We start from the raw sequence: 20,311 nt of genomic DNA on the forward strand, positions 1-20,311 counted from the left end.
CATATCCTTTTATCGTTACATATACAATCAAACCGTTTTGGAGAAAGCAGGTACAACAGCATGCAAAACAAGGATACGAACCATCCGCTCGACCAAAGAATTGATCGTAAGAATTCAAGCTCTGTTAAATGGAACGGACTTCAGTCTCTGTTCAGCGCACCCGATGCCATCCCGCTATGGGTTGCCGATATGGACTTTACAGCACCTGAGCCCGTGCTCAAGGCGCTTCGTGATATCGTAGATCATGGCATACTGGGATATGCTATGCCTGCTCCATCATTCAATGAATCTATCGCTGCCTGGATGGACAAGCGACATGGCTGGAAAATCGAGCCGGAATGGCTCGTATATACACCAGGTATTGTCCCTGCATTGAATATAGCGATTGAAGCCTTTACTGAACCAGGTGACAAAATTATTATCCAACCTCCAGTATACGGTCCTTTCCATAAACTTGCCAAAACACATGGCAGAGAGCTGGTAGAGAATCCGCTGATTTACGAGCAGGGTGAGTATAGAATGGATCTTACACACCTAGACCAAATTGCCTCACAGGATGGAGTGAAGCTGATCGTTCTATGCAGCCCGCATAACCCTGTAGGCCGAGTATGGAGTCGTGAAGAATTAAATGCCGTGATGGAAATTGCTGTGAAGCACGATATGATCGTGATCTCGGATGAGATTCATTCTGATCTTGTATTTGATTCACGGAAGCACATTCCTTATGCTGTCTTATCTGAAGAAGCCAAGATGCACTCCATCATCTGCACTGCTGCCAGCAAGACGTTTAATATCGCAGGTCTGCATACGTCCAGTGTCGTAATCGCCAACAAAGAGCTGCGTTTGAAATTTAAGAATATGGTTGATAAGCGCTCGATGGGCTCCATGAATATCTTTGGAATCGCCGCTACGGAAGCAGCTTACCGGGAAGGCGAGCCCTGGCTTGAGAGCACACTTGAATATATTCATGGTAACCTCGAGTACGTGATCAACTTCTTCAAGACTAACATTCCAGAATGCCAGGTTTCCATGCCTGAAGCTACGTATTTGCTATGGATTGATTTCCGCAGCCTGGGAATGGAGCACAAGGAGCTGTTTGATTTCCTCGTGACCAAGGCGGGACTCGTGTTTAGCAGTGGAACAGACTTCGGCAAGGAAGGCGAAGGCTTTATGCGAATGAATGTGGCTTGTCCTCGAAGCATGCTGGAAGAGGCCATGCAGCAGCTGCACCAGGCCATGCTTAATCGATAATCAGCCAGTCAAGCGGCAGAGAGCGTCATGACCGACACAGGTCATCGGGCGCTCTCTTTTTTTATACATCCCTCTCGCTACCCCCTATGATCTGCGAAGAGATTATAGTCGTTATAAGAGCACATCATGCAACCATTTATTTTAAACAAGCATATATCGAACCTATTTTCCTAATTTGTGAGTTATGAAATTGATTCTGCAAGAACACAATTTTGCTCTTATATCACTTTTTTGCAGCCGTATTTCCTCTGAAAAACACCCCAATGCCATCAAGTAGTAGAATATTACGCTCTTTTTATGCACTTCCGCAAATATTTACATTAAGTTTGTTTAAAACAAAATATTGACAATGTAAGCGCTTGAATTTAGTATCTATTTACATCGGACCTGTTCATTAAGGTTCATTTGAGTTTAATGTCGTACATAACTAGGGGAGGAATTGAACCATGGGAATGAATAATCCCTTGGCGGTGAAACAAACCGTACAAACCAAGAGCAAGTTTCACTTTTTAAAAAGAGAGATTATACGTAATAAATATGTATATCTGATGCTTGTTCCCGTTCTCTTGTTCTACCTTATTTTCTGTTACGGACCGATGTACGGAATACTGCTGTCCTTCCAGAGCGGGTATAGTCCTGCTAAAGGGATCATGGGCGGCAATTGGATTGGATTTGAGAATTTCACGATGTTCTTTGAGAGCTATAATTTCTGGCGTTTGATGGGCAATACCCTAATTCTGAGCGTGCTAAGTCTCGTAATCGGTTTCCCTGCTCCGATTATTCTTGCACTATTACTGAATGAGGTTCGTAATCGCTACTTCAAGAATGCAGTGCAGACGGTCAGTTATTTACCTCACTTCATATCCGTTGTCGTTGTCGTTGGTATGCTCAAGACCTTCTCTTCTTTGGACGGCGGCTTATTTAACATCGTCCGCGGCTTCTTTGGCTTTGAACCTATTATGTTCTTCACAGATAAGGACATGTTCAGACCGCTGTACATTCTGTCTAATGTGTGGCAGGGCGCAGGGTGGGCATCCATTCTCTTCCTCGCAGCACTAGCTGGAATTAACTCTCAGCTGTATGAAGCAGCCAAAATGGACGGTGCTAACCGCTGGAGACAGCTCCTGCACATCACGCTGCCGGGTATTATGCCCACGATTGTCGTGCTCCTCATCCTGCGTATGGGCAGCATTATGAATGCAGACTTTCAAAAAATTCTATTAATGCAGACGGCAGCCACTTATGAGACCTCTGATGTCATATCGACTTTTGTGTACAGACAAGGGATGCTGCTTGGGGATCAAGCCTACTCCACTGCTATAGGTTTGTTTAATTCAATCATTAACTTTGCCCTCTTACTCGGCGCGAACTATATCAGCCGCAAAGCTAATGAAACCAGTCTGTGGTAGAGAGGTGTGCATAAGATGAAAAAATCATTTGGTGAACATATTTTTGACAGCATCAACTATATCTTGCTCATTCTGATTATGCTGCTGTGCGCGTATCCGATGCTCTACATCTTCAACTCTTCCATTAGTGATCCGGAACAGCTGCTGGCCAGCCGCTCACTCATGCTGATCCCTGAAGGTTTATCTTTTGAGGCCTACTCCAAAGTGTTCCAGAATCCAAAGATCTACAGCGGTTACTTAAACACATTGTTCTATGTGATTGTCGGTACTGCCCTCAACCTGGTGATGACTACACTAGCAGCTTATGCGCTGTCGAGACCTGACTTATACGGACGCAGCTTCTTCATGAAGCTGATTACATTCACTATGTTCTTTAGCGGAGGGATGATCCCAACCTTCCTGCTTATTCAAAATTTAGGTCTGCTGGATACAAGATGGGCAATGATCCTTCCCGCAGCAATTAATACGTTCAACTTTATCATCATGCGTACGAATTTCATGAACATTCCGCTTGGACTGATTGAATCCGCCAAAATTGACGGGGCCAATGATTTCAGAATTCTTCTGCAAATTGTCGTTCCATTATCTAAACCGATTCTTGCTGTTATGACCCTGTATTACGCGGTAGACCACTGGAATGATTTTATGGGTCCGCTTCTCTATCTGAGATCACAGGAGTTGTATCCAATTCAAATTGTGCTGAGAGATATCTTGCTCAGTAACAGCACGGAAGCCATGGGTTCTGCGAACGATACGGGATTTGCAATCGGTGAGAATATCAAATATGCAACGATTATTATCTCTACGCTTCCGATTCTGATGATCTATCCTTTCATCCAGAAATATTTCGTTCAAGGAGCACTCATCGGAGCCATTAAAGAATAAAGCTGGCGCATACCCATCGCTTATTTGCTGCCGCTTTAATCTATAGATAATCAAGGAGGGTTCATATGAAAAAGTTCTTGTCCTTAATGTTAACCGCGGTGATGACTACGGGACTATTAGCCGGCTGCGGAGGGTCAGAGAGTGCAGATGGTCCTGCGCCTGAAGAAGGCGAGCAAGCCATTACGGAAATACCACTTCCGATCGTTGAAGAGCCGATGACGATCAACTATTGGCGTGCAAATGATGCCAAGATTGCTTCTGGCAACGGATTTACAGATGTGAAGGCTTATCAGGAGAAAGAAAAAAGAACCGGCATCAAAGTAAACTTCACGCATCCTCCCCTCGGACAGCAAAAGGACCAGTTCAACCTGCTCGTTACAGGAAATGAGCTGCCTGACGTAATCTATTACAACTGGGCTGACGTATCTGGAGGACCAGAGAAGCTGCTCGCAGACGGAAGAATTATCAAACTGAATGAATACATTGATCTCTATGCACCTAATTTGAAGAAGATTATTGAAGAGGATGAGGTTGTCCGCAAACAAATCTCACTAGATGATGGGACCATCTTCATGTTCCCCTATCTTCGTACGGATGCAGTAAAGCTGAATGCAACGACGGGTATAGTTCTTCGTAAGGACTGGCTTGAGAAACTGAATTTGAAAACGCCTACAACGATTGATGAATGGTACACGGTGCTGAAGGCTTTCCGGGAAGAGGATCCAAATGGCAATGGCAAGAAGGATGAGCTCCCCTTCACTGCGAATTGGGGTCCCGGCAATATGAGCAAATTGTATGATTTCGCACCTTCCTTTGGGGTTCTTGGCGGTTTCCAGCTTAACGGAGATACGGTGGAATACGGTCCCATTCAGCCAGGGTTCAAAGACTTCCTTGAGACCATGCAGAAATGGTATGCGGAAGGTCTAATCGATCCTGAAATTATGACCAATGACGGTAAAGCATTTGACTATAAAATAACCAACCATCAAGCTGGGGCGTATTACGGTGGTGTATTCAGCGGTATGGCGAAGTATCTTAATCTGATGGCAGATGATCCAGAATTCGATCTTGTTGGAGCTCCTTGGCCTAAGGATGCTGAAGGCATCTCTCGCAGTACCTTCCGTTTCGATACGAAAGTCCTCACGTATGGAGAAGCCATTACAACTTCTGCGGATGAAGACAAAATTAAAGCCATCGTACAGTGGATGGATTACAATTACAGTCCTGAAGGTCACGATCTGTTCAACTTCGGTATTGAAGGTGAAAGCTATACTGTCGAGGGTGACAGCATTAAATTTACCGATACCATTCTTAAAAATCCAGATGGCTTGACTTACGATCAAGCACTGGCTGGTTATGCGCTGTCCATTATGGATGGACCGATGAATCAGGATACACGTTATTTGGATGGTCTGATGGCATTTGAGCAGCAGCAAGAAGCCAATAAGGTCTGGATGGAGGCCGATTACTCCCTGGCACTTCCGACTCTGCGTAAAACGGAGGAAGAGGCGCGAAAAGAAGCCCAGATTATGGGTCAGGTAACCACTTATCTGGATGAAATGATGACCAAGTTCATCTTAGGCGACGAACCCCTCACGAACTTTGAACAGTTTGTAGAAACGATTAAAGGTATGGGAATTGAAGAGGTCATCAAGATCAATCAGGATGCCTACGAACGCTATCAAGCACGTTAATAAACAAAGGGTTATCAAAAGGGAGCAGCCGGAATTCCGGCTGCTCCCTCTTATAATTTGCTTCTATTTATGAATAAGCTGAATTCTTAATTGTATCAAAGAAATTGGTATAAGCTCCTGCCAGTTGACTTAAATGCGCTACAGATTTCTTAACGTCTGTTACCTCCAAGCCATGTCCAGCATCTGCAATTTTAATAATATCCAATTGAGTTGAGGCATATGCTTCCAGCTTAGCTCTGCTCTCCTCACTGAACAATGAATCCTTTGTCCCGTAAATAACGAGTCCTGAAGAACGTACAATATAATCCAGCGTACCGTCAAGCGGAGTAAGAAATAGATGCGAAATGTGCTGAGCTTCAATATGCTGTGAAGCATAACCTGCCAGTAATGTTCCCAAGCTCTTGCTTACGAATACCAGCTTGTCGTAACCTTCACTGTAGTGCTGCACGGTCTCTAATACTTCCTCCTCAAGAATTGATCGCTGCTCGCGCTCCAGAGCAACACGAGCGCTTTGAAACCCGTATTCCATTAACAATACATCCAATCCTTGTTCAATTGCGCTCTGAACAGCATAATGCAGAACGGGCAGTTCACAGGAGTAGTTCTGTCCAGGGAGAAAGATAACAAGTGTGTCTGAGCCCTGTGTCGTTTGTCTGATCCGTACATCTGTACCCCAATATGATTCTTCATAAAAAGTATGATGTTCCACGAACTACACCTCGCTTTCCACAATATCACAACCCATTATATCGCAATCTGGAAAATAATTGAATCCATTTTATTAAACAACATAAATGAATATAATCGAATGCAAGGAGGCATCTGCTTCGTGAGCAGATGCCTCCTTTTAGCCAATGCTATATTAGTTATAATTTCAAATACTCTTTAATTCCGTCTGCAATGCTTTGCGCAACTCTGTCCTGGAAGTCCTCATCAAACAAGATTGCTTCTTCTGCTTTATTCGATAAGAAACCGACCTCGAGAAGGGCTGCAGGCATATCTGTGTTCCGCAGTACAGATAAATTCGCTGATTTTACTTTCCGATCCTTAAGGCCTGTTGCCTTGATCATATGCTTATGAATAATATCCGCGAGTGCTTTATCTTCACTTTTCTTATAATAAGTCTCGGTGCCGCTGGCAGAAGGAGATCCCGCGACCGAATTTGCATGAACTGAAATGAAAACATCTGCATTTGCATTATTCGCTATCTCTGCCCGCTCCACAAGCTCCGGATACGTATCGCCATCTCTCGTCATGATGACTTCGATACTCGAATTATTCTGGAGCAGAGCTTCAATTTTCAAGGTGAGTGACAAGGTAAAATCTTTTTCAAGTTTACCTGTGATTCCAACTGCTCCTCCATCATGCGCTCCATGTCCCGCATCCAGAACGACGATTTTTTTGCCTGAACCTGTATTATTACCTGTTCCCGTTCCTGGTGTCTCAGGCAATGGCGTCTCCGGTATTACAGGGTCTGGATGATTCGTATCGTGATTCAAATCGAGGATCAGAAGGCTTGTCCCCTCTTGTGTTACCTTGTATCCGGTAACCTCGTTCATATCCAATACGATTCGAACGGTTGAAGGATCTGTACTGAATAAAGCGTATCGAATCTGTGATACCATCGGATAATCCGTGACTTGTATGGAACCCGATGCTTGTGCATTCAGGTCGTTACCAAAGTTTGCAGCAAATTCCGTATTCGGTAGATCAACGACAATGCGATCCGGTCCACTCATGGTAAACACTCTCGGGGTGACCGTACTGCTAGTTGCAACGAGCAGCCTGTTCTCGCTGAAACTAATCCCAGATATCTGTGCTAGCCCTTGATTGATCGTTCCCTCTTCGCCTTGACCCGCATTGCCCGATCCTGCTGGAGGCTGACTTCCTCCTCCTGAACCGGTAATTTGTTTCAAGCTAGCTGTCTTCGTCTTGTTATCCCAGCCTACATGCAAGCCAAACTGCTCACCTACGAAGCGCAGCGGCACAAGCGTTGTCTTGCTCTTGATGACAGGCGCATTATCGAGAATAACCGACTGGTTGTCCACCAGAGCATTCTTATCATTGATGACCATCTTGATGACGGTGCCATTTTGCTGTATTGTGACCGTTCCTGTCTTCTGTTCCCAACCGACTGTGTATCCCATTTCTTCGGCAACCATACGGATTGGAATCATTACTGATTTATTAATGATCTCAACCTTGGAACTGTCTGAACCGCCGAGCTTCTTGTCATTCAGATAGATACTCGCTTGTCCATCCTCCGCATGACTTAAACCGGGAAGCACCCACAACCCTACAAAAAACAACATAAACAGCAAAATCCTCTTCAAACTCTCACACATCCTTTTGGTCGTCTTGTAAAATCACCAGCATCCTGCATCCTTTTACATCATCTACTATTAAAAACGCGATTTAGCATGATTTGTTGCATGATTTGTTGCATGATCCGTTCTTTATTTTTCGAAGTTTAGAAAGACGAAGTAAATACTACATTTATCGGTTAATTACCTTCATTTGTGAAGAAACGGTAGATTCCATAGCCGAGCAATCCGCCTATGACGTTCAAGAACAGATCATCAACGTCCCCTGTTCCGACTCTCAGCAGCATTTGGGCGGTCTCCAGCATGATAATAAGTGCAGTAAATAGCAATAGAAATTTGGAGAAGCTCCACCTGCTCGGAAAGGCAGCGGAGATTAAATATCCAAAAGGAATGAACACGGCGACATTGCCGACTAAATTAATGAGTGTGTCTAATAGATTACGTGCTGACACATTCGCCAAATATTTTGATATCGTATGAAAAGGAACCATATTATAGCGGTAATCGAGGTGGACCGAGCGATTAAAGCCTGCAAACATGAAATATAGGAGCAGCAAACTGTATGTTATAAGAAGAATACGTACCATGGTTGTCCGTTGCACGATGCCGCACCTCTTGACAGTATAAGATTTAACGACAACATTCCCGAAAACTGCTGAATTTTCCTGCCTATGCTCTATCATAGACGAATTACAATATTTTGCCAATTGATTCAGACCATTTTTTCTATTTCTTTTCGAGAAAATTAGACATGAAACAAATACATGTATCATTTCTCGTCACCAGCACCATATTAAAACACGATTGAGAAAAGATATGTGACACGGAGGAGGAAGCTTCTTAGATGAGCAGCTGCAAAGAAAGCGCAAACGATCAAGCCAAGAGCGGGCAAAACCTTAAATGGTGGCAGCTGTCTCTGCTTGGAGTAGCTTGTACCATTGGTACAGGGTATTTTCTTGGTTCTGCACTTGCCATTAAAATAGGGGGACCTTCTGTTCTCCTGACTTTTCTGCTGGCTGCCGCAGGAACATATTGTGTATTCGATGTGCTCGCACAAATGACCGCTAATTCACCGGAACAGGGATCTTTCCGATCCTATGCCAAAAAAGCCTATGGGCGCTGGGCAGGCTTCAGCAGTGGTTGGGCTTATTGGTGCTCTGAGCTGCTCATTATGGGAAGTCAGTTGACTGCACTCTCCCTGTTCTCCCGCTTCTGGTTCCCCCAAATTCCTGTATGGATGTTTGCTTCTGGATTTGCAATATTGGGACTCATTGTAGTGATCATTGGAAATAAGCTGTTTGATCCACTGGAGAGTGTAGCAGCCGTTATCAAAATCGCCGCAATCCTCATGTTCATCGTTCTCGGAGCTGCAGCCTTATTCGGCTGGCTGTCGGGAGGCATAGAACCGCAAATGCCGGTATCTGTCGGCACCTTATTCCCTAACGGTCTGACGGGCGCATGGGCAGCGCTTCTATTTTCGTTCTATGCTTTTGGAGGAATTGAGGTCATGGGGCTCATGGCACTCCGATTAAAGGAGCCGAAAGAAGCGCCAAAAGCCGGCAGAACGATGATCCTTCTGCTGGCGATCATATACATTATCTCGTTGTTCCTGGTCGTATCCATCGCGCCATGGCGTGGTTTTGGTACGAAGGAAAGTCCTTTTATCCAAGCTTTGGACACATATCAACTTCCTTTTGTACCACATATTATGAATGGGGTCCTAATCGTTGCTGGGTTTTCTACGATGGTTGCATCCCTGTACGCGGTAACGACCATGCTCATCACGCTTGCACAAGACAAAGACGCCCCTCCTCTTTTTGCCAAAAAGGTGAAGAAGCGTTTCCCGGTTTACTCGTTTGGAATGACTGCAGCAGCACTATGTGCATCCATCGTTCTGGCACTGCTGCTTCCAGGCACACTGTACGAATATGTCACTACGGCCGCTGGCCTGATGCTTCTATTTAACTGGACTTTTATCCTTATCACCGCCGGCAAGCTTCTGAAGCTTACTACATTTGGACAGATCAAGAGATACGGTGGCATCCTTCTCATCCTGCTTGCCATAACAGGAACATTGTTTCATAGCACAAGCCGGCCCGGTTTCTGGATCAGTTTCTTGTTCATCGCCTGTATTGGGTTGATTACCTGGTTTATGCACAGCAAGATCTGGAGTGACAAAGGAAAAAGTAATCAGAAACACAAGACGGATAAACATCTCATTGAACAGTTAAAGAAAGATCGGCATCGCTTCCCTGCCCGAGTCAGAAAAGCAAAACAAAATCGATAAAATGGGATAAGCCACAGTCAATCACGAACGACTCTATGCTTCAGATAGAACATCAAGGCTGCCCGGTCGATATCCGAAAACTGAAGAGGATTCTGTTCCATCATGGAGGCGATATTCTTTACGTTTATCCAGGCCGGGTTCAGCGATTCATCTCCTGCTTCGAGGAGCTTCCCTTCCGCCTTGCATATAAAATACATTCCTATCGAATCAATGGGGCCCTTCGTTGTTTGATGGGCACAAAAGGGCTCGACAACCTCTACTTCAAAGTCAGGATTAATACCGGTCGTGTCGATTCGCTTGGAAGCGCCCTCAATGCGAGTCACCTTAAGCCCGGTCTCCTCTTCCACTTCCCTGATCAGCGCTTGATAAATCGGTTCGTACAGCTCGATTCTGCCTCCAGGGAGTTCAAGACATTCCTGCCCGGGTTTGTTGCGGCTCTGAATAACAAGCTCAGTTCCTTGCTTGCTGTCCCGCTCAACAAAAGCTCTTGCGTTGACGTAGAACATGGTCATCCTCCTTCTCGAGATATTCTCTAAAATCATCCAGCTTCCATAACCTCGAGTCTTTATTTCGTATAAATACAGCACTCTTCTGCTTGATGGCTCGCTCGTACGAGCCCATCTCAAAGTCGCCAGCTGAACGTGACAGCTCGATATAGCGTATTGCTGTGTTATTCTGGACAAAGACAAGCAGCGTTATGGAGTCTAAATATTGAACAGCATCAGGCACTTCATCCATATTGCGAACATCAATTGACGAAGGATCTAGATAAGGACCGAATATGTACAGCTCTTCCCAAGAAAATGGGGTTAGTTCTTCTAATTCAATACGATCTCCAGCTTGAGCTCCGGTTAACCTGCTTACCATCTCAGCATCGTCGAAGGGACGCGGACTTTCAATCCAATCCCATAGGAAGATGAATAAGGTTATCAACCATAATAACATATATATCCACTTTTTCATGTAATGGTTCTCCCCTTATATGTTAAATTTTTTAGTAAAAACGCAAACACACCTGCTACCTGCTGTCTTATTGTGATGAGAAATGGAGTTTACTTATAGGACTTGTGTAACCTGAAATAAATAGCATTCATAATTTTTTCACGAGTAAGAAAATACAAAAAAAGACGGATCCCTGTTCGGATCCATCTTCTCTCATCTCAACATATTGGGTTAGATTACAGCAAGCCTGCATACTCCAGTCCTCTACGGATGCCCTTCTCGTCTACCGAGCTTGTCACATGATTGGCATAGGATTTAACCTCATCGTTCGCATTCCCCATGGCAATTCCAAGTCCGACATAAGACAGCATTTCCACATCATTCAAGCCATCGCCAAAGGCAACAACCTCTTCCTTGGATCGTCCGATATGCTTAAGGACCGCCTCAATTCCCTTAGCTTTTGAACCACCTGCCGGAATGACATCCATTGCATACTTATGCCATCTAACAAAATGAAGATCGTCATAACCCGCTTCCTTCGCCGTATACAAATGCTCTTCATGCTCCTGGCAGTACAGGAGTGCTTGGTAGATTGGAGCTTCCTTCCAGTAACCTGTCTTGTACCCCGGTACTTCAACTTGAAGCGTTTGAAAGGAAGCGGCTATGAACTCGTGAAGCTCCATATTGGAGAATCCAGCCTCAGCTCCCTGCATGACAATGGGATGATTGTACGACAGAGCGCTGTTCTCCAATCTCTCAAGTGTGTTCGTGTGTATAGGATGCGAATATATCATCTCGCCTTTATAGACAACATAAGAACCATTAAGACTAATGAAAGAATCAATACCCAGCTGGGACATATATTTCGTAAAATAGTACGGTGCTCTTCCGGTAGCAATAAAGACGTCAGTCCCTTTTGCCTTCAATTCGTTGATCGCCTCGATCGTATCTTGTGGAATTACCTTCTCATCATTGACTAATGTTCCATCGATATCAAAAAACACTACTTTATAGGTCATGGTTGTAACATCCTCCATCGCTGCTGTGTTGTTGTGTGTATTAAGTACAATTTTCGCTTGTTATCGTCAGGTGCAAGGCAAATGCAGCATGTTTATTTTCTCCCGTAATCAGCCTTAATCTCTCCCCACGCTTTGGTTTCCCACTTCAGTATTTTATTATTGTAAGTATGGGTGGCAAGCCATTTCTCGGCCCGATCAATCATATCCCAAATCTGCTGGGTGGAAGTATCCCGCTTCAGTGTCGTTGCAGCCTTCTTCTGCCTGACCCACTTCATTGCATTCACAGAATCACTATAAATAGTCTTGCTGCTGCCCTGCTGCTGTAAATACGCCAGAGCATGTACAATGGCAAGGAACTCTCCAATATTATTCGTCCCATTCGGAATAGGACCCACACTAAACAAGACAGCTCCTGTCCGGGTGTCTACACCCTTATACTCCATCGGTCCGGGATTGCCTCTTGTTCCTACGTCCACAGATATACTATCGTAATCGATTTCAGAGGCAATTGCCTCAGCAGATGCCCCCTTGCTGCTGACACTGCCTTGAGATTTGCCCGCGGTGTTCCCCCATATGCCTTTCCATCCGCTTGTATAAGCTTTTTCAGCCTCTGCCTTGGATTCAAATGCTTTATATTTTGCACCGGTCACTCCGTTCACCTGCTGCTGGCATGCTGGCCAGCTGGTATAGATCCCGGGTGTTTTTCCTTCCCATACCACATAATACTTTTGCTTCGCCATATTTTCCTCCATATCATTCCCTAACACGTTATTATCTACAATACCTTCTTACAGCCTTGGATGCAAAAAAAGAACACCTAAGTTCCAGAAGTTATTGAACTCGAGTGTCCTTATATGACCTATCACCTAGATAATTTAAGCATTTGGTTCGCTCCACGCTGAAATTCGTAAGATACATTAACTAGCTCACTCGTCCATCCTTCTCTATCTACATATGAAAGGACTTCATCTAGTAATGGATATCTCCTGCCATCCAGCTGAATAATGGGATAAATCCGAATTTCCTCTTCAGCCACTCTCATCATCTCTTGTAATGTATCTAGATGAAATTGAAGAGACAAACGCTCACCATACATGAACAAAAAATGTGCACTTAATATCAGATCAAACTGCTTATCTTGAAAGGGTAACTGAGGAAGTGCCGCCTCTATGTAATTCTCTGGATTTGCTCGCCTATCTGTTGTACTTAAGTCAAGAGCATGGGTTCGATGGTCTAAGAGATCGGCCAAATTGGAAAAATAATTCCATTTGTACTGATCCTGAGCCTTAGACATTTGCTCTATCGCATGTTTGATATCTTCTTTGCCTTTGGCATACAGGATATCCCATGAATAAGCATAGGCAATGTCCACGGATTTCGCCTTACCTCCACGTTGATTCGCAACAGCCGTAAAGGAACAAGCTCCGCCTGGACAATCCAAAATACGCTTTGATGCAATGTCATCGTTAGAAAATTGAAACATGTGTTCATATTCTTCATATGAACGCCCAATAAATATAATACGATTCAAGTCTAGGCCACTGTTCTTCATACTTCGCTCAGCTCACGATATGTTTGATGCCATTGGCAGTATTAATATCTTTCAACTCAGGAACAACAAATTCAGGCACAACCCAATGCCGCTCTAATTCATCCAGCGGAATCCATTTGTACACGTAATCTTTGTTCGCTCCTGCAAACTCGCATGTCTTTTTGAAGATCGGATGCTTAAGGGGAAGCTCTAACAGGAAAAACATTCCTGACTCATGAATTTGTATCGTCGGCGAGATCGGCAATTCAATCACATTCTCGATCAGCCATACCTGCTGTTCACTGATGACAGGTACACCAAGCCATTCATATATCATCTTACCAATCGTGTACTCCGGAGAATCATCAGCCTCTACACTGCCTCCAGGCAAAAACCAATAAGGCTGGTTTCGTTCTCTTTGCAGCAGCACTTTGCCTTCGTGAATGATTATTCCCCCTGTTGTTGTGTGATATTGAATCGATTCATGTTCATAGGATATCATCATCACTATTCCTCCTTAAATACAAAGCGACTGAATGAAAATCGGGTCCTTTTGTCCCACACCATACATAGCTTCTCTCAAACCCGTTCTATCCATGCCTACAGTAAAAGACATTCGTAAATATAATAACAAGCCTGGTCAGGGAATAGTTTGATTTTTTCAAAATTTATTTTTATTTTTTTATGAAATTGATTCAATTGCTGAGATACTAAATAAAAAGAAGCAGTGCACTATTGCATCTGCTCCTTTATCTAGGTACCATTCATTCCGGCTGTCTCAGGGTAATGTGAAATATCCGCATGAAGCATGACTTCAGGCTTGTTCTCTTCATCAAATACAATCTTGCACAGGGAAACAGGGTGAATATAAGGCAAATCCCATAACGTATCAAGCGAGCGCTGCTCGATCCATGTCATCAGCAGCTTAACCACTACCGTGTGGGTTACGATAAGAACCGTCTTTCCCTGATTTACGTTTAGAATATGCTTCAGTTCTTGCTGCGCTCTGGTCATCGTTTCGATGTAGGTTTCTCCACCGTCTGCAGCGAACACTTCCGGTTCCTCCCAAAATAGCTGGTACTTCACCGGCTCCTCCACTTTCAGCTCGTCTCCGGTTCGGCCTTCCCATAGCCCCAGATTCATTTCCCTCAAGTTATCCGTTAGATTCATAGGTATCTCGCGGCAGCCGCGGATCAGCTCTGCAGTATGAACTGCTCTGCCGCTTGAGCTTGTGTAGATTGCATCAATAGGCTGCTCAACGAGCGCTTCACCGAGCCAGCGTGCTTGACGGATTCCGAGCTCCGTTAACGGCGAGTCTTGATGTCCCTGCATTTTGCCCAGCACGTTCCATTCTGTCTGTCCGTGCCTTACGATGTATATCGTCGTAACTGACATATTGTTCCTCCATTTAGTAGGTTCTATCTTCTAATTCCTTCAGTCTGCGTTCGACGACCACAAACAGGAGCAGATTGAACATCAGCATAAGTCCGACCAGAATGCCAAAGCCCTCCATACCGCGAACAAACCTGGATACAAACAAACCGATAATAATATAGAAGATACCTATTCCGACCATCCAGACTGCACTATAACGATTGGCTTCCTTCCACATGCGTTCACTTTTCATGGAACGATTCGTCCGATAACCATAAATGTGGTTCATTCGTTTAGGAGGTCTGATTCGCATGAATAGTCCTAGAATGATAAATATAACCCCAACAAAGCTAAACACCACAAGATTCTCCACATCCATAGGCACCCTCCTTTTCACTGCTTAAGTTAGAGGAGCTCTTTGCTGAACTTTGCCGTCAATTATCTACTGGATAACTGCATAGGCGATAACTCCATTTTAGCATGAAGCTGCCATTACCAGAACCTCTGTTAATCATTTATAACGCTTGTTATATCTATATCGGGCCTGTGTATCCTAATCAAATCCAACGTTTCGTAGATGAGCTCCGACAGCAGCTCGATGGACTCTTCCATAGGCAGCTGCCACACCATATTCATCCGATGTTCCAAGTTAATTGGTTTGATGCTCATCTGCTCATAAATTTGCCGCACACTTTTCCATTTTCCCGGATGATACATTCGGTTTAATCCGCACAAAATGGACAGCAGCTTATCTTGGTTTCGAAGCTTCCCTTCTATTACGTATAAATGATCACTTCGTTCCATATAGGATGCTTTAAGCACTGGCTCGGGGAAAAAATCGAGATTTGATTTTATTAAAACAGTTGCAAGTTCCTCTGGATATTGACTCAGCCTAGCTTTCCAGCCTTTGATTAATCCCACAGGATCATATAATGTTCTAGCCTTAAGGAGGCCAGTCGCAACCGTATGAGTGTTCAAACTAATATCATAATCTTCTAGCAATGAATCCAGCTTACGACAGACAAATCTTTCAGAGAAATATACGACTTCACATTTGATCTGATGCACCCAATAATTGACGGCCAGAACTTCTTCCGTTACAGCTATGATCTTGCCCTGACAGATCTGAAGATCTTGATCTACATACTTTTTTAACTGATCAGAAATGGTGTTTTCTACATAGGCGATAATATCAATATCTGAGGAAGGATAGACAAACCCGGAAGCAACTGAACCTGTAACAGCAATCGCTTTAATATCAGGCACATGATTCTTTATGCTCTCTGACTTCTCTTGTGCTATGGCAAATAAATAACTATGCAAGTCCGATTGAATCATTCTGCACGCCTCCTGTTCAGCAGCATCATTCTACATCCGTGTCAGAAGAACGAAGAAGAACATCGTCACGCCCGGTCCAGCCCATACGAGACCAAAAAGCCTTTCCCGCCTCATTCGAGTCGAGCACCATAATATGCGCACGCTGTATGCCTGCTTCCCGCAGTAATGCTATAGCATGGCGAACTAAATTTTTGGCAATGGATTGTCCCCGAAATCCAGGCTCCACTGCTAAATGATACAGATATCCTCTTCTTCCGTCATGACCGGAGAGCAGTGTTCCAATGATCCTTCCATTGTTCACCGCTACCTGACTGAAGCCTTGATTCCGCTCGAGGTACAGCTGTATAGACTCCCTGGAATCCGCACTACTGAGTCCCATCCCTTCTGTCCTATTCCAAAGAGCGAAGCTCTCCTCATAGTCTTCTATTACCATCTTACGAAATTCAATCATATTAAGCTTCCTCCACTGTTATGCTGTCCAGGTCAACCATCTCTTTAAGTGCATACGGAAAAAGGGGTTCACATAAATTCAAAATGGCTTTGGCATACAGCTGTATTTCTTTTTGAGCATCATGCATCAGACGTTGGTTCAGGAAATGACACACGGACTGAAGAGATGCCGTCCAATACCAGCGGATGTACATTCCGTATGAAGGCAAGAACAGTCTGGCCTGCTCGGCACACACCCCTCTCTTAAGTGCTTCCTCATATTTTTGTACCCCCAGCTCTATGTAATCTATTAACTCCTGAGTCAGCTTCGTTCCTTCTTCGGTCGTTAGCGATGCTCCGCTGCCTTGCTTCGAATTCTCCGGTGCACTCCTCCACTCATGATGTTGTGGAATGTAGAATTCCGGTTCTTCCGTTATGTACCTGCGGCTGGATTCGTTCCAGGCCTCCATACTATCCCCTGTTCCTTCCATATGACTAGACCCAATAACATACTTCCACCACTGTCTGGCTACCATGAGAGGGGCATAAACCTCAAACTGAAGCATCACGTGCCGAAACGGAGAGGTATGTCCCTCTCTTGCCAGAAACTGAACAAGCCGGACATCTCGATCTGATAATGTGGTAGACTCCTTCGCATAGGATACTCTAGCCGCGTTGACAATGGTCAGGTCAGAGCCCATATGATTCACCAGCCTGACGTAGCCTTTGTCCAGCACTTGTTCAAATGACATGAATATACCTTCTTTCTCTGCTTTATCCTCACATTTTACTGGATTTCCCATTCTCGTTCCAGCTCATTTTTGAAATCAAAAACACCTCCTTTGCTTGTACAAAAGAGGTGTTCATTCCTAGTTTTTAATCAGCACCATTTTTGATTGGAATGCTAAGCCGTTACGATATCGCGTTGTCTATAAGGGTAATCCATTTGCTTTCTGATCTGCTGGACCTGTTCATCTCGAACAAAGAGACCCAGCACATACAGACCAAGATCAATGGAAGCGGCTACCCCTCCGCCGGTAATGACATGTCCATCCCGTACCAGCCGGCATTTAACGACTTCTTTGCAATAAGGAGCAAGCAGATCATAATGAAATGGATGGGTTGTCGCCCTCTTATCCGTCAAAAAGCCAGCGGCTCCAAGTAGTAATGAGCCTGTGCATGCGGACACCTTGAACTTCGTGTCTGCCGCTCCTTTAAACCAATTCATAAACTCATCATTGGATGGGAGGGTTCTTGTTCCTGATCCCCCGGGAACAAATACCATATCATAATCCTTTAAATCGGGTTTTACTTTCGTGACCTTCACCGTCATTCCATGCTCATCACTAACTTCCTGCTGAACTCCGCATATGTCCCATGTGGTGTCATTCGTTTCTGTACAAGATTTTAATCTGGAGATTACATCATAAAAACCGATAAAATCCAAAAAAGTCATGCCATTGAACACTACCATAGCTATCTTCACATCGAACACCTCTCTCAAATAATGATCTGGAAAAGGCACTACACCTTTATTATAGGTTAATTTGTATTATTTGCATCATTTCATAACTCAAAAGGTGGTTTTGAAACCTCATCAATGTACATTCACCAATGATGAGGGTCAAGAATCACCAATGGCAAAATGATCGAACCCAAGCATTCGTTGATGGAGCCTTCTACAGCAGGTCCAACTCAAAATAAAAAGGTCCGACCTCTGCTTCGCCAAGCAATGCAGTATCGGACCTATTTACTCTCCCCCACTTCCTCGGATAGGTGGGGGCACCCTTTCAAGCCGGCTCATATGCGAAGGAAACGAAATGCTCAGAGGGAGAAGCGCCAGCGTTCGTATTTGGCCTGGAATGATTACATCTTAAAATCCAATCCTATCATTCCATGCCAAGAACGATCGTACTTGAGCATTCGTTGACGAAGCACCCAAGAGCCGGCCCTCGACGCTTCCCTTGGCCTGTATTTACCTCTCCCACTTAGGCTCAAACGGATAAGGACATGTCGCCTCCAGCACCTTCGCCTTCAATGGAATGAGACAGCCGCAATATCGGCAGGTCGTTCCATACATGAAGCCGTCACAGCTCCTGCATGCAGCAAGGCGCTCTCGGTATAGCTCGCGGCTGGCTTCTTCCTTACCTGTATTGCTCTCGGTATAAGCCTCCTCCAGCTGCTCCAGTTCAGATTCACTGACATGAACGCTTGCGGTACAGCCCTTGCAGAGCTCCGTTTCAGATCTCGTCGCCATCTTAGAAGTCACCCTTTCTTAAGAAACGATCTTAATCACCGCCACGGAAGCGGCAGGAAGTGAGAATCGCACCGAGTTCTGTTCTACAGTGATTCCTTCCAATGCTTTTGGCGCTACTTGCTCTGGGCTGCCAAAGGAATTGTGAGCATCAAGCTCACTTGCTGTCAGTACTTGACCACTGATCTCTACTCCGCTTAAGCCTACCAGATCCAAATCTACCGTAAGGGAATCCGCATGGCTGAGATTACAAGCAGAGACATGAATATGTCCATTCGCATCTACCGATGAGGAGATGCTCAGCTGCGGAATCTCATCTGTTCCATTGGAATAGGAAGGGCTCACATAATGGGTTTGCAGCAGATGTGCGTCCTGATGCACCTTAAACATGTTAAACACATGATACGTCGGTGTAAGTACCATATTTGCACCTTCTGTCAGAATCATCGCCTGAAGCACGTTAACGATCTGCGCGATGTTCGTCATTTGGACACGATCAGAATGCTCATGGAACAGGTTAAGATTAATACCTGCTACAAGTGCATCGCGCAGTGTATTTTGCTGATACAGGAAGCCCGGATTGGTCCCTGGCTCAACCTCAAACCATGTGCCCCACTCATCAATGATGAGACCTACCTTTTTCTCAGGATCATATTTATCCATGATGGCAGAATGCTTAACAATGAGCTCTTCCATATATAATGTAGCTTTTAAAGTCGTAAACCAATCCTCTGCCGTAAATCCGGTTGCACTGCCCTTCTTCTCCCAGATGCCTGTGCCGGTTGTGTAATAATGAAGGCTCAGCCCATTCATAAATTTGCCCGCTTCCCGCATGAGCACTTCCGTCCAGTGGTAATCTGCTGTATTCGGTCCGCAAGCGATTTTGTAAACCGACTCAGAAGTGTAGTTACGTACATACGTCGCATAACGACGATACAGATCCGCGTAGTATTCCGGTCTCATATTACCGCCGCAGCCCCAGCTTTCATTGCCGACACCAAAGTACTTCACATTCCACGGCTCTTCTCTTCCGTTCTGTGCCCGCAGACTCGCCATCGGGGATTGACCCCCGTTATTCATGTATTCGACCCATTGCTGCATTTCATAAACGGTCCCGCTTCCCACATTGCCGCAGATGTAAGGCTCGGCTCCGATCAGCTCGCACAAACGCATAAACTCATGTGTGCCAAAATGATTATTCTCTTCTACTCCACCCCAATGTGTATTCAGCATCCGAGGACGGTTCTCATAAGGACCGATTCCGTCCTGCCAATGATATTCGTCGGCGAAGCAGCCACCCGGCCAGCGAAGCACAGGAACCTGTAATTCTTTAAGTGCTCCAATTACATCATTACGAATCCCATCCGTGTTCGGTATCGGTGAATCGTAACCCACCCAGATGCCCTCATATACGCAGCGTCCCAGATGCTCCGAGAATTGACCATAGATATTTTTGTTAATCTGACTCTTTCGAACATCCGTATGTACAACGACTTTAACCATGTAATTACCTCCGATTGAATTAATAAAATAATAAATCCATTGAATTTAATTATCCAACTATGTATCCATAA

General features: G+C 44.7%; 22 protein-coding genes. 5 read left to right on the forward strand and 17 right to left on the reverse strand.

Annotated elements, in window-relative coordinates; genetic code table 11:
• The first annotated feature begins 60 nt into the window (after positions 1-60).
• The 4 genes from BK126_RS06055 to BK126_RS06070 all read left to right on the forward strand — a co-directional run bounded on the left by BK126_RS06055 (position 61) and on the right by BK126_RS06070 (position 5,239).
• Positions 61-1,251 carry a MalY/PatB family protein gene (locus tag BK126_RS06055; RefSeq protein ID WP_076311738.1) on the forward strand — a complete coding sequence of 397 codons (1,191 nt, stop codon included), beginning with the start codon at positions 61-63 and terminating at the stop codon, positions 1,249-1,251.
• A gap of 446 nt (positions 1,252-1,697) precedes the next feature.
• Positions 1,698-2,660 carry an ABC transporter permease gene (locus BK126_RS06060; protein WP_076311739.1) on the forward strand — a complete coding sequence of 321 codons (963 nt, stop codon included), beginning with the start codon at positions 1,698-1,700 and terminating at the stop codon, positions 2,658-2,660.
• Between the two features lie 15 nt (positions 2,661-2,675).
• Complete coding sequence (locus BK126_RS06065) at positions 2,676-3,545, forward strand: carbohydrate ABC transporter permease (protein ID WP_076311740.1); 870 nt, start codon at positions 2,676-2,678, stop codon at positions 3,543-3,545.
• 65 nt (positions 3,546-3,610) lie between these two features.
• On the forward strand, positions 3,611-5,239 hold the full coding sequence (locus BK126_RS06070) for a type 2 periplasmic-binding domain-containing protein (RefSeq protein WP_076311741.1): 1,629 nt from the start codon (positions 3,611-3,613) through the stop codon (positions 5,237-5,239).
• A 67-nt stretch (positions 5,240-5,306) separates the two neighbouring features.
• On the opposite strand, the gene BK126_RS06075 is transcribed toward BK126_RS06070, so the two are convergent.
• The 3 genes from BK126_RS06075 to BK126_RS06085 all read right to left on the reverse strand — a co-directional run bounded on the left by BK126_RS06075 (position 5,307) and on the right by BK126_RS06085 (position 8,165).
• The gene (locus BK126_RS06075; RefSeq protein ID WP_076311742.1) at positions 5,307-5,948 is read right to left on the reverse strand and encodes a hypothetical protein; all 642 of its coding nucleotides are present in this window, start codon (positions 5,946-5,948) and stop codon (positions 5,307-5,309) included.
• A 157-nt stretch (positions 5,949-6,105) separates the two neighbouring features.
• Complete coding sequence (locus BK126_RS06080; protein ID WP_076311743.1) at positions 6,106-7,572, reverse strand: N-acetylmuramoyl-L-alanine amidase family protein; 1,467 nt, start codon at positions 7,570-7,572, stop codon at positions 6,106-6,108.
• A gap of 170 nt (positions 7,573-7,742) precedes the next feature.
• Entirely contained in the window at positions 7,743-8,165 is a 423-nt protein-coding gene (locus BK126_RS06085; protein WP_256702717.1) for a VanZ family protein, read from the reverse strand.
• 242 nt (positions 8,166-8,407) lie between these two features.
• On the opposite strand from BK126_RS06085, the gene BK126_RS06090 reads away from it, so the two are divergent.
• Positions 8,408-9,850 (forward strand): amino acid permease, encoded by a 1,443-nt coding sequence (locus BK126_RS06090; RefSeq protein ID WP_076311744.1) that lies wholly within the window; start codon positions 8,408-8,410, stop codon positions 9,848-9,850.
• A 17-nt stretch (positions 9,851-9,867) separates the two neighbouring features.
• Here BK126_RS06090 and BK126_RS06095 read toward each other — a convergent pair whose 3' ends face one another.
• The 14 genes from BK126_RS06095 to BK126_RS06160 form a co-directional block, all read right to left on the reverse strand.
• Positions 9,868-10,356 carry an NUDIX hydrolase gene (locus BK126_RS06095; protein ID WP_076311745.1) on the reverse strand — a complete coding sequence of 163 codons (489 nt, stop codon included), beginning with the start codon at positions 10,354-10,356 and terminating at the stop codon, positions 9,868-9,870.
• A complete protein-coding gene (locus BK126_RS06100) occupies positions 10,325-10,813 on the reverse strand; it encodes a hypothetical protein (RefSeq protein WP_076311746.1) in 489 nt (162 codons plus the stop codon). The genes BK126_RS06095 and BK126_RS06100 overlap by 32 nt, the downstream gene beginning before the upstream one ends.
• A gap of 215 nt (positions 10,814-11,028) precedes the next feature.
• Entirely contained in the window at positions 11,029-11,811 is a 783-nt protein-coding gene (locus BK126_RS06105; RefSeq protein WP_076311747.1) for a Cof-type HAD-IIB family hydrolase, read from the reverse strand.
• A 92-nt stretch (positions 11,812-11,903) separates the two neighbouring features.
• Positions 11,904-12,551 (reverse strand): ribonuclease H, encoded by a 648-nt coding sequence (gene rnhA / locus BK126_RS06110; protein WP_076311748.1) that lies wholly within the window; start codon positions 12,549-12,551, stop codon positions 11,904-11,906.
• Between the two features lie 122 nt (positions 12,552-12,673).
• Positions 12,674-13,294 (reverse strand): class I SAM-dependent methyltransferase, encoded by a 621-nt coding sequence (locus BK126_RS06115; protein WP_256702718.1) that lies wholly within the window; start codon positions 13,292-13,294, stop codon positions 12,674-12,676.
• Between the two features lie 76 nt (positions 13,295-13,370).
• Complete coding sequence (locus BK126_RS06120; protein ID WP_076311750.1) at positions 13,371-13,847, reverse strand: NUDIX domain-containing protein; 477 nt, start codon at positions 13,845-13,847, stop codon at positions 13,371-13,373.
• Positions 13,848-14,095: 248 nt separating this feature from the next.
• Positions 14,096-14,737 (reverse strand): histidine phosphatase family protein, encoded by a 642-nt coding sequence (locus BK126_RS06125; protein ID WP_076311751.1) that lies wholly within the window; start codon positions 14,735-14,737, stop codon positions 14,096-14,098.
• Positions 14,738-14,750: 13 nt separating this feature from the next.
• Entirely contained in the window at positions 14,751-15,095 is a 345-nt protein-coding gene (locus tag BK126_RS06130) for an SdpI family protein (RefSeq protein ID WP_076311752.1), read from the reverse strand.
• Positions 15,096-15,223: 128 nt separating this feature from the next.
• Positions 15,224-16,054, reverse strand: coding sequence for a nucleotidyltransferase domain-containing protein (locus BK126_RS06135; RefSeq protein WP_076311753.1), 831 nt, complete (start codon positions 16,052-16,054; stop codon positions 15,224-15,226).
• A gap of 25 nt (positions 16,055-16,079) precedes the next feature.
• Complete coding sequence (locus BK126_RS06140; RefSeq protein WP_076311754.1) at positions 16,080-16,505, reverse strand: GNAT family N-acetyltransferase; 426 nt, start codon at positions 16,503-16,505, stop codon at positions 16,080-16,082.
• A gap of 1 nt (position 16,506) precedes the next feature.
• Positions 16,507-17,235 carry an FAD-dependent thymidylate synthase gene (gene thyX / locus BK126_RS06145; protein WP_076312566.1) on the reverse strand — a complete coding sequence of 243 codons (729 nt, stop codon included), beginning with the start codon at positions 17,233-17,235 and terminating at the stop codon, positions 16,507-16,509.
• A gap of 152 nt (positions 17,236-17,387) precedes the next feature.
• Positions 17,388-17,969: a DJ-1/PfpI family protein gene (locus BK126_RS06150; protein WP_076311755.1), complete on the reverse strand. Its 582-nt coding sequence runs from the start codon at positions 17,967-17,969 to the stop codon at positions 17,388-17,390.
• Positions 17,970-18,458: 489 nt separating this feature from the next.
• Entirely contained in the window at positions 18,459-18,740 is a 282-nt protein-coding gene (locus BK126_RS06155) for a DUF6171 family protein (RefSeq protein ID WP_076311756.1), read from the reverse strand.
• A gap of 18 nt (positions 18,741-18,758) precedes the next feature.
• Positions 18,759-20,240, reverse strand: a complete 1,482-nt coding sequence (locus tag BK126_RS06160; RefSeq protein WP_076311757.1) for an alpha-N-arabinofuranosidase — start codon at positions 20,238-20,240, stop codon at positions 18,759-18,761.
• Between the last annotated feature and the right edge of the window lie 71 nt (positions 20,241-20,311).

Origin of the sequence: Paenibacillus sp. FSL H7-0326 (assembly GCF_001955535.1) — a bacterium.
GTDB lineage: Bacteria > Bacillota > Bacilli > Paenibacillales > Paenibacillaceae > Paenibacillus > Paenibacillus shunpengii.

Bases quoted from the DNA above. Each gene is read 5' to 3' on its own strand.
- thyX (WP_076312566.1), bottom strand. From the start codon at position 17,235: ATGTCATTTGAACAAGTGCTGGACAAAGGCTACGTCAGGCTGGTGAAT.
- BK126_RS06135 (WP_076311753.1), bottom strand. From the start codon at position 16,054: ATGATTCAATCGGACTTGCATAGTTATTTATTTGCCATAGCACAAGAG.
- BK126_RS06130 (WP_076311752.1), bottom strand. From the start codon at position 15,095: ATGGATGTGGAGAATCTTGTGGTGTTTAGCTTTGTTGGGGTTATATTT.
- rnhA (WP_076311748.1), bottom strand. From the start codon at position 12,551: ATGGCGAAGCAAAAGTATTATGTGGTATGGGAAGGAAAAACACCCGGG.
- BK126_RS06065 (WP_076311740.1), top strand. From the start codon at position 2,676: ATGAAAAAATCATTTGGTGAACATATTTTTGACAGCATCAACTATATC.
- BK126_RS06070 (WP_076311741.1), top strand. From the start codon at position 3,611: ATGAAAAAGTTCTTGTCCTTAATGTTAACCGCGGTGATGACTACGGGA.
- BK126_RS06060 (WP_076311739.1), top strand. From the start codon at position 1,698: ATGGGAATGAATAATCCCTTGGCGGTGAAACAAACCGTACAAACCAAG.
- BK126_RS06140 (WP_076311754.1), bottom strand. From the start codon at position 16,505: ATGATTGAATTTCGTAAGATGGTAATAGAAGACTATGAGGAGAGCTTC.
- BK126_RS06115 (WP_256702718.1), bottom strand. From the start codon at position 13,294: ATGTTTCAATTTTCTAACGATGACATTGCATCAAAGCGTATTTTGGAT.
- BK126_RS06090 (WP_076311744.1), top strand. From the start codon at position 8,408: ATGAGCAGCTGCAAAGAAAGCGCAAACGATCAAGCCAAGAGCGGGCAA.
- BK126_RS06100 (WP_076311746.1), bottom strand. From the start codon at position 10,813: ATGAAAAAGTGGATATATATGTTATTATGGTTGATAACCTTATTCATC.
- BK126_RS06095 (WP_076311745.1), bottom strand. From the start codon at position 10,356: ATGTTCTACGTCAACGCAAGAGCTTTTGTTGAGCGGGACAGCAAGCAA.
- BK126_RS06160 (WP_076311757.1), bottom strand. From the start codon at position 20,240: ATGGTTAAAGTCGTTGTACATACGGATGTTCGAAAGAGTCAGATTAAC.
- BK126_RS06105 (WP_076311747.1), bottom strand. From the start codon at position 11,811: ATGACCTATAAAGTAGTGTTTTTTGATATCGATGGAACATTAGTCAAT.
- BK126_RS06155 (WP_076311756.1), bottom strand. From the start codon at position 18,740: ATGGCGACGAGATCTGAAACGGAGCTCTGCAAGGGCTGTACCGCAAGC.
- BK126_RS06055 (WP_076311738.1), top strand. From the start codon at position 61: ATGCAAAACAAGGATACGAACCATCCGCTCGACCAAAGAATTGATCGT.
- BK126_RS06120 (WP_076311750.1), bottom strand. From the start codon at position 13,847: ATGATGATATCCTATGAACATGAATCGATTCAATATCACACAACAACA.
- BK126_RS06125 (WP_076311751.1), bottom strand. From the start codon at position 14,737: ATGTCAGTTACGACGATATACATCGTAAGGCACGGACAGACAGAATGG.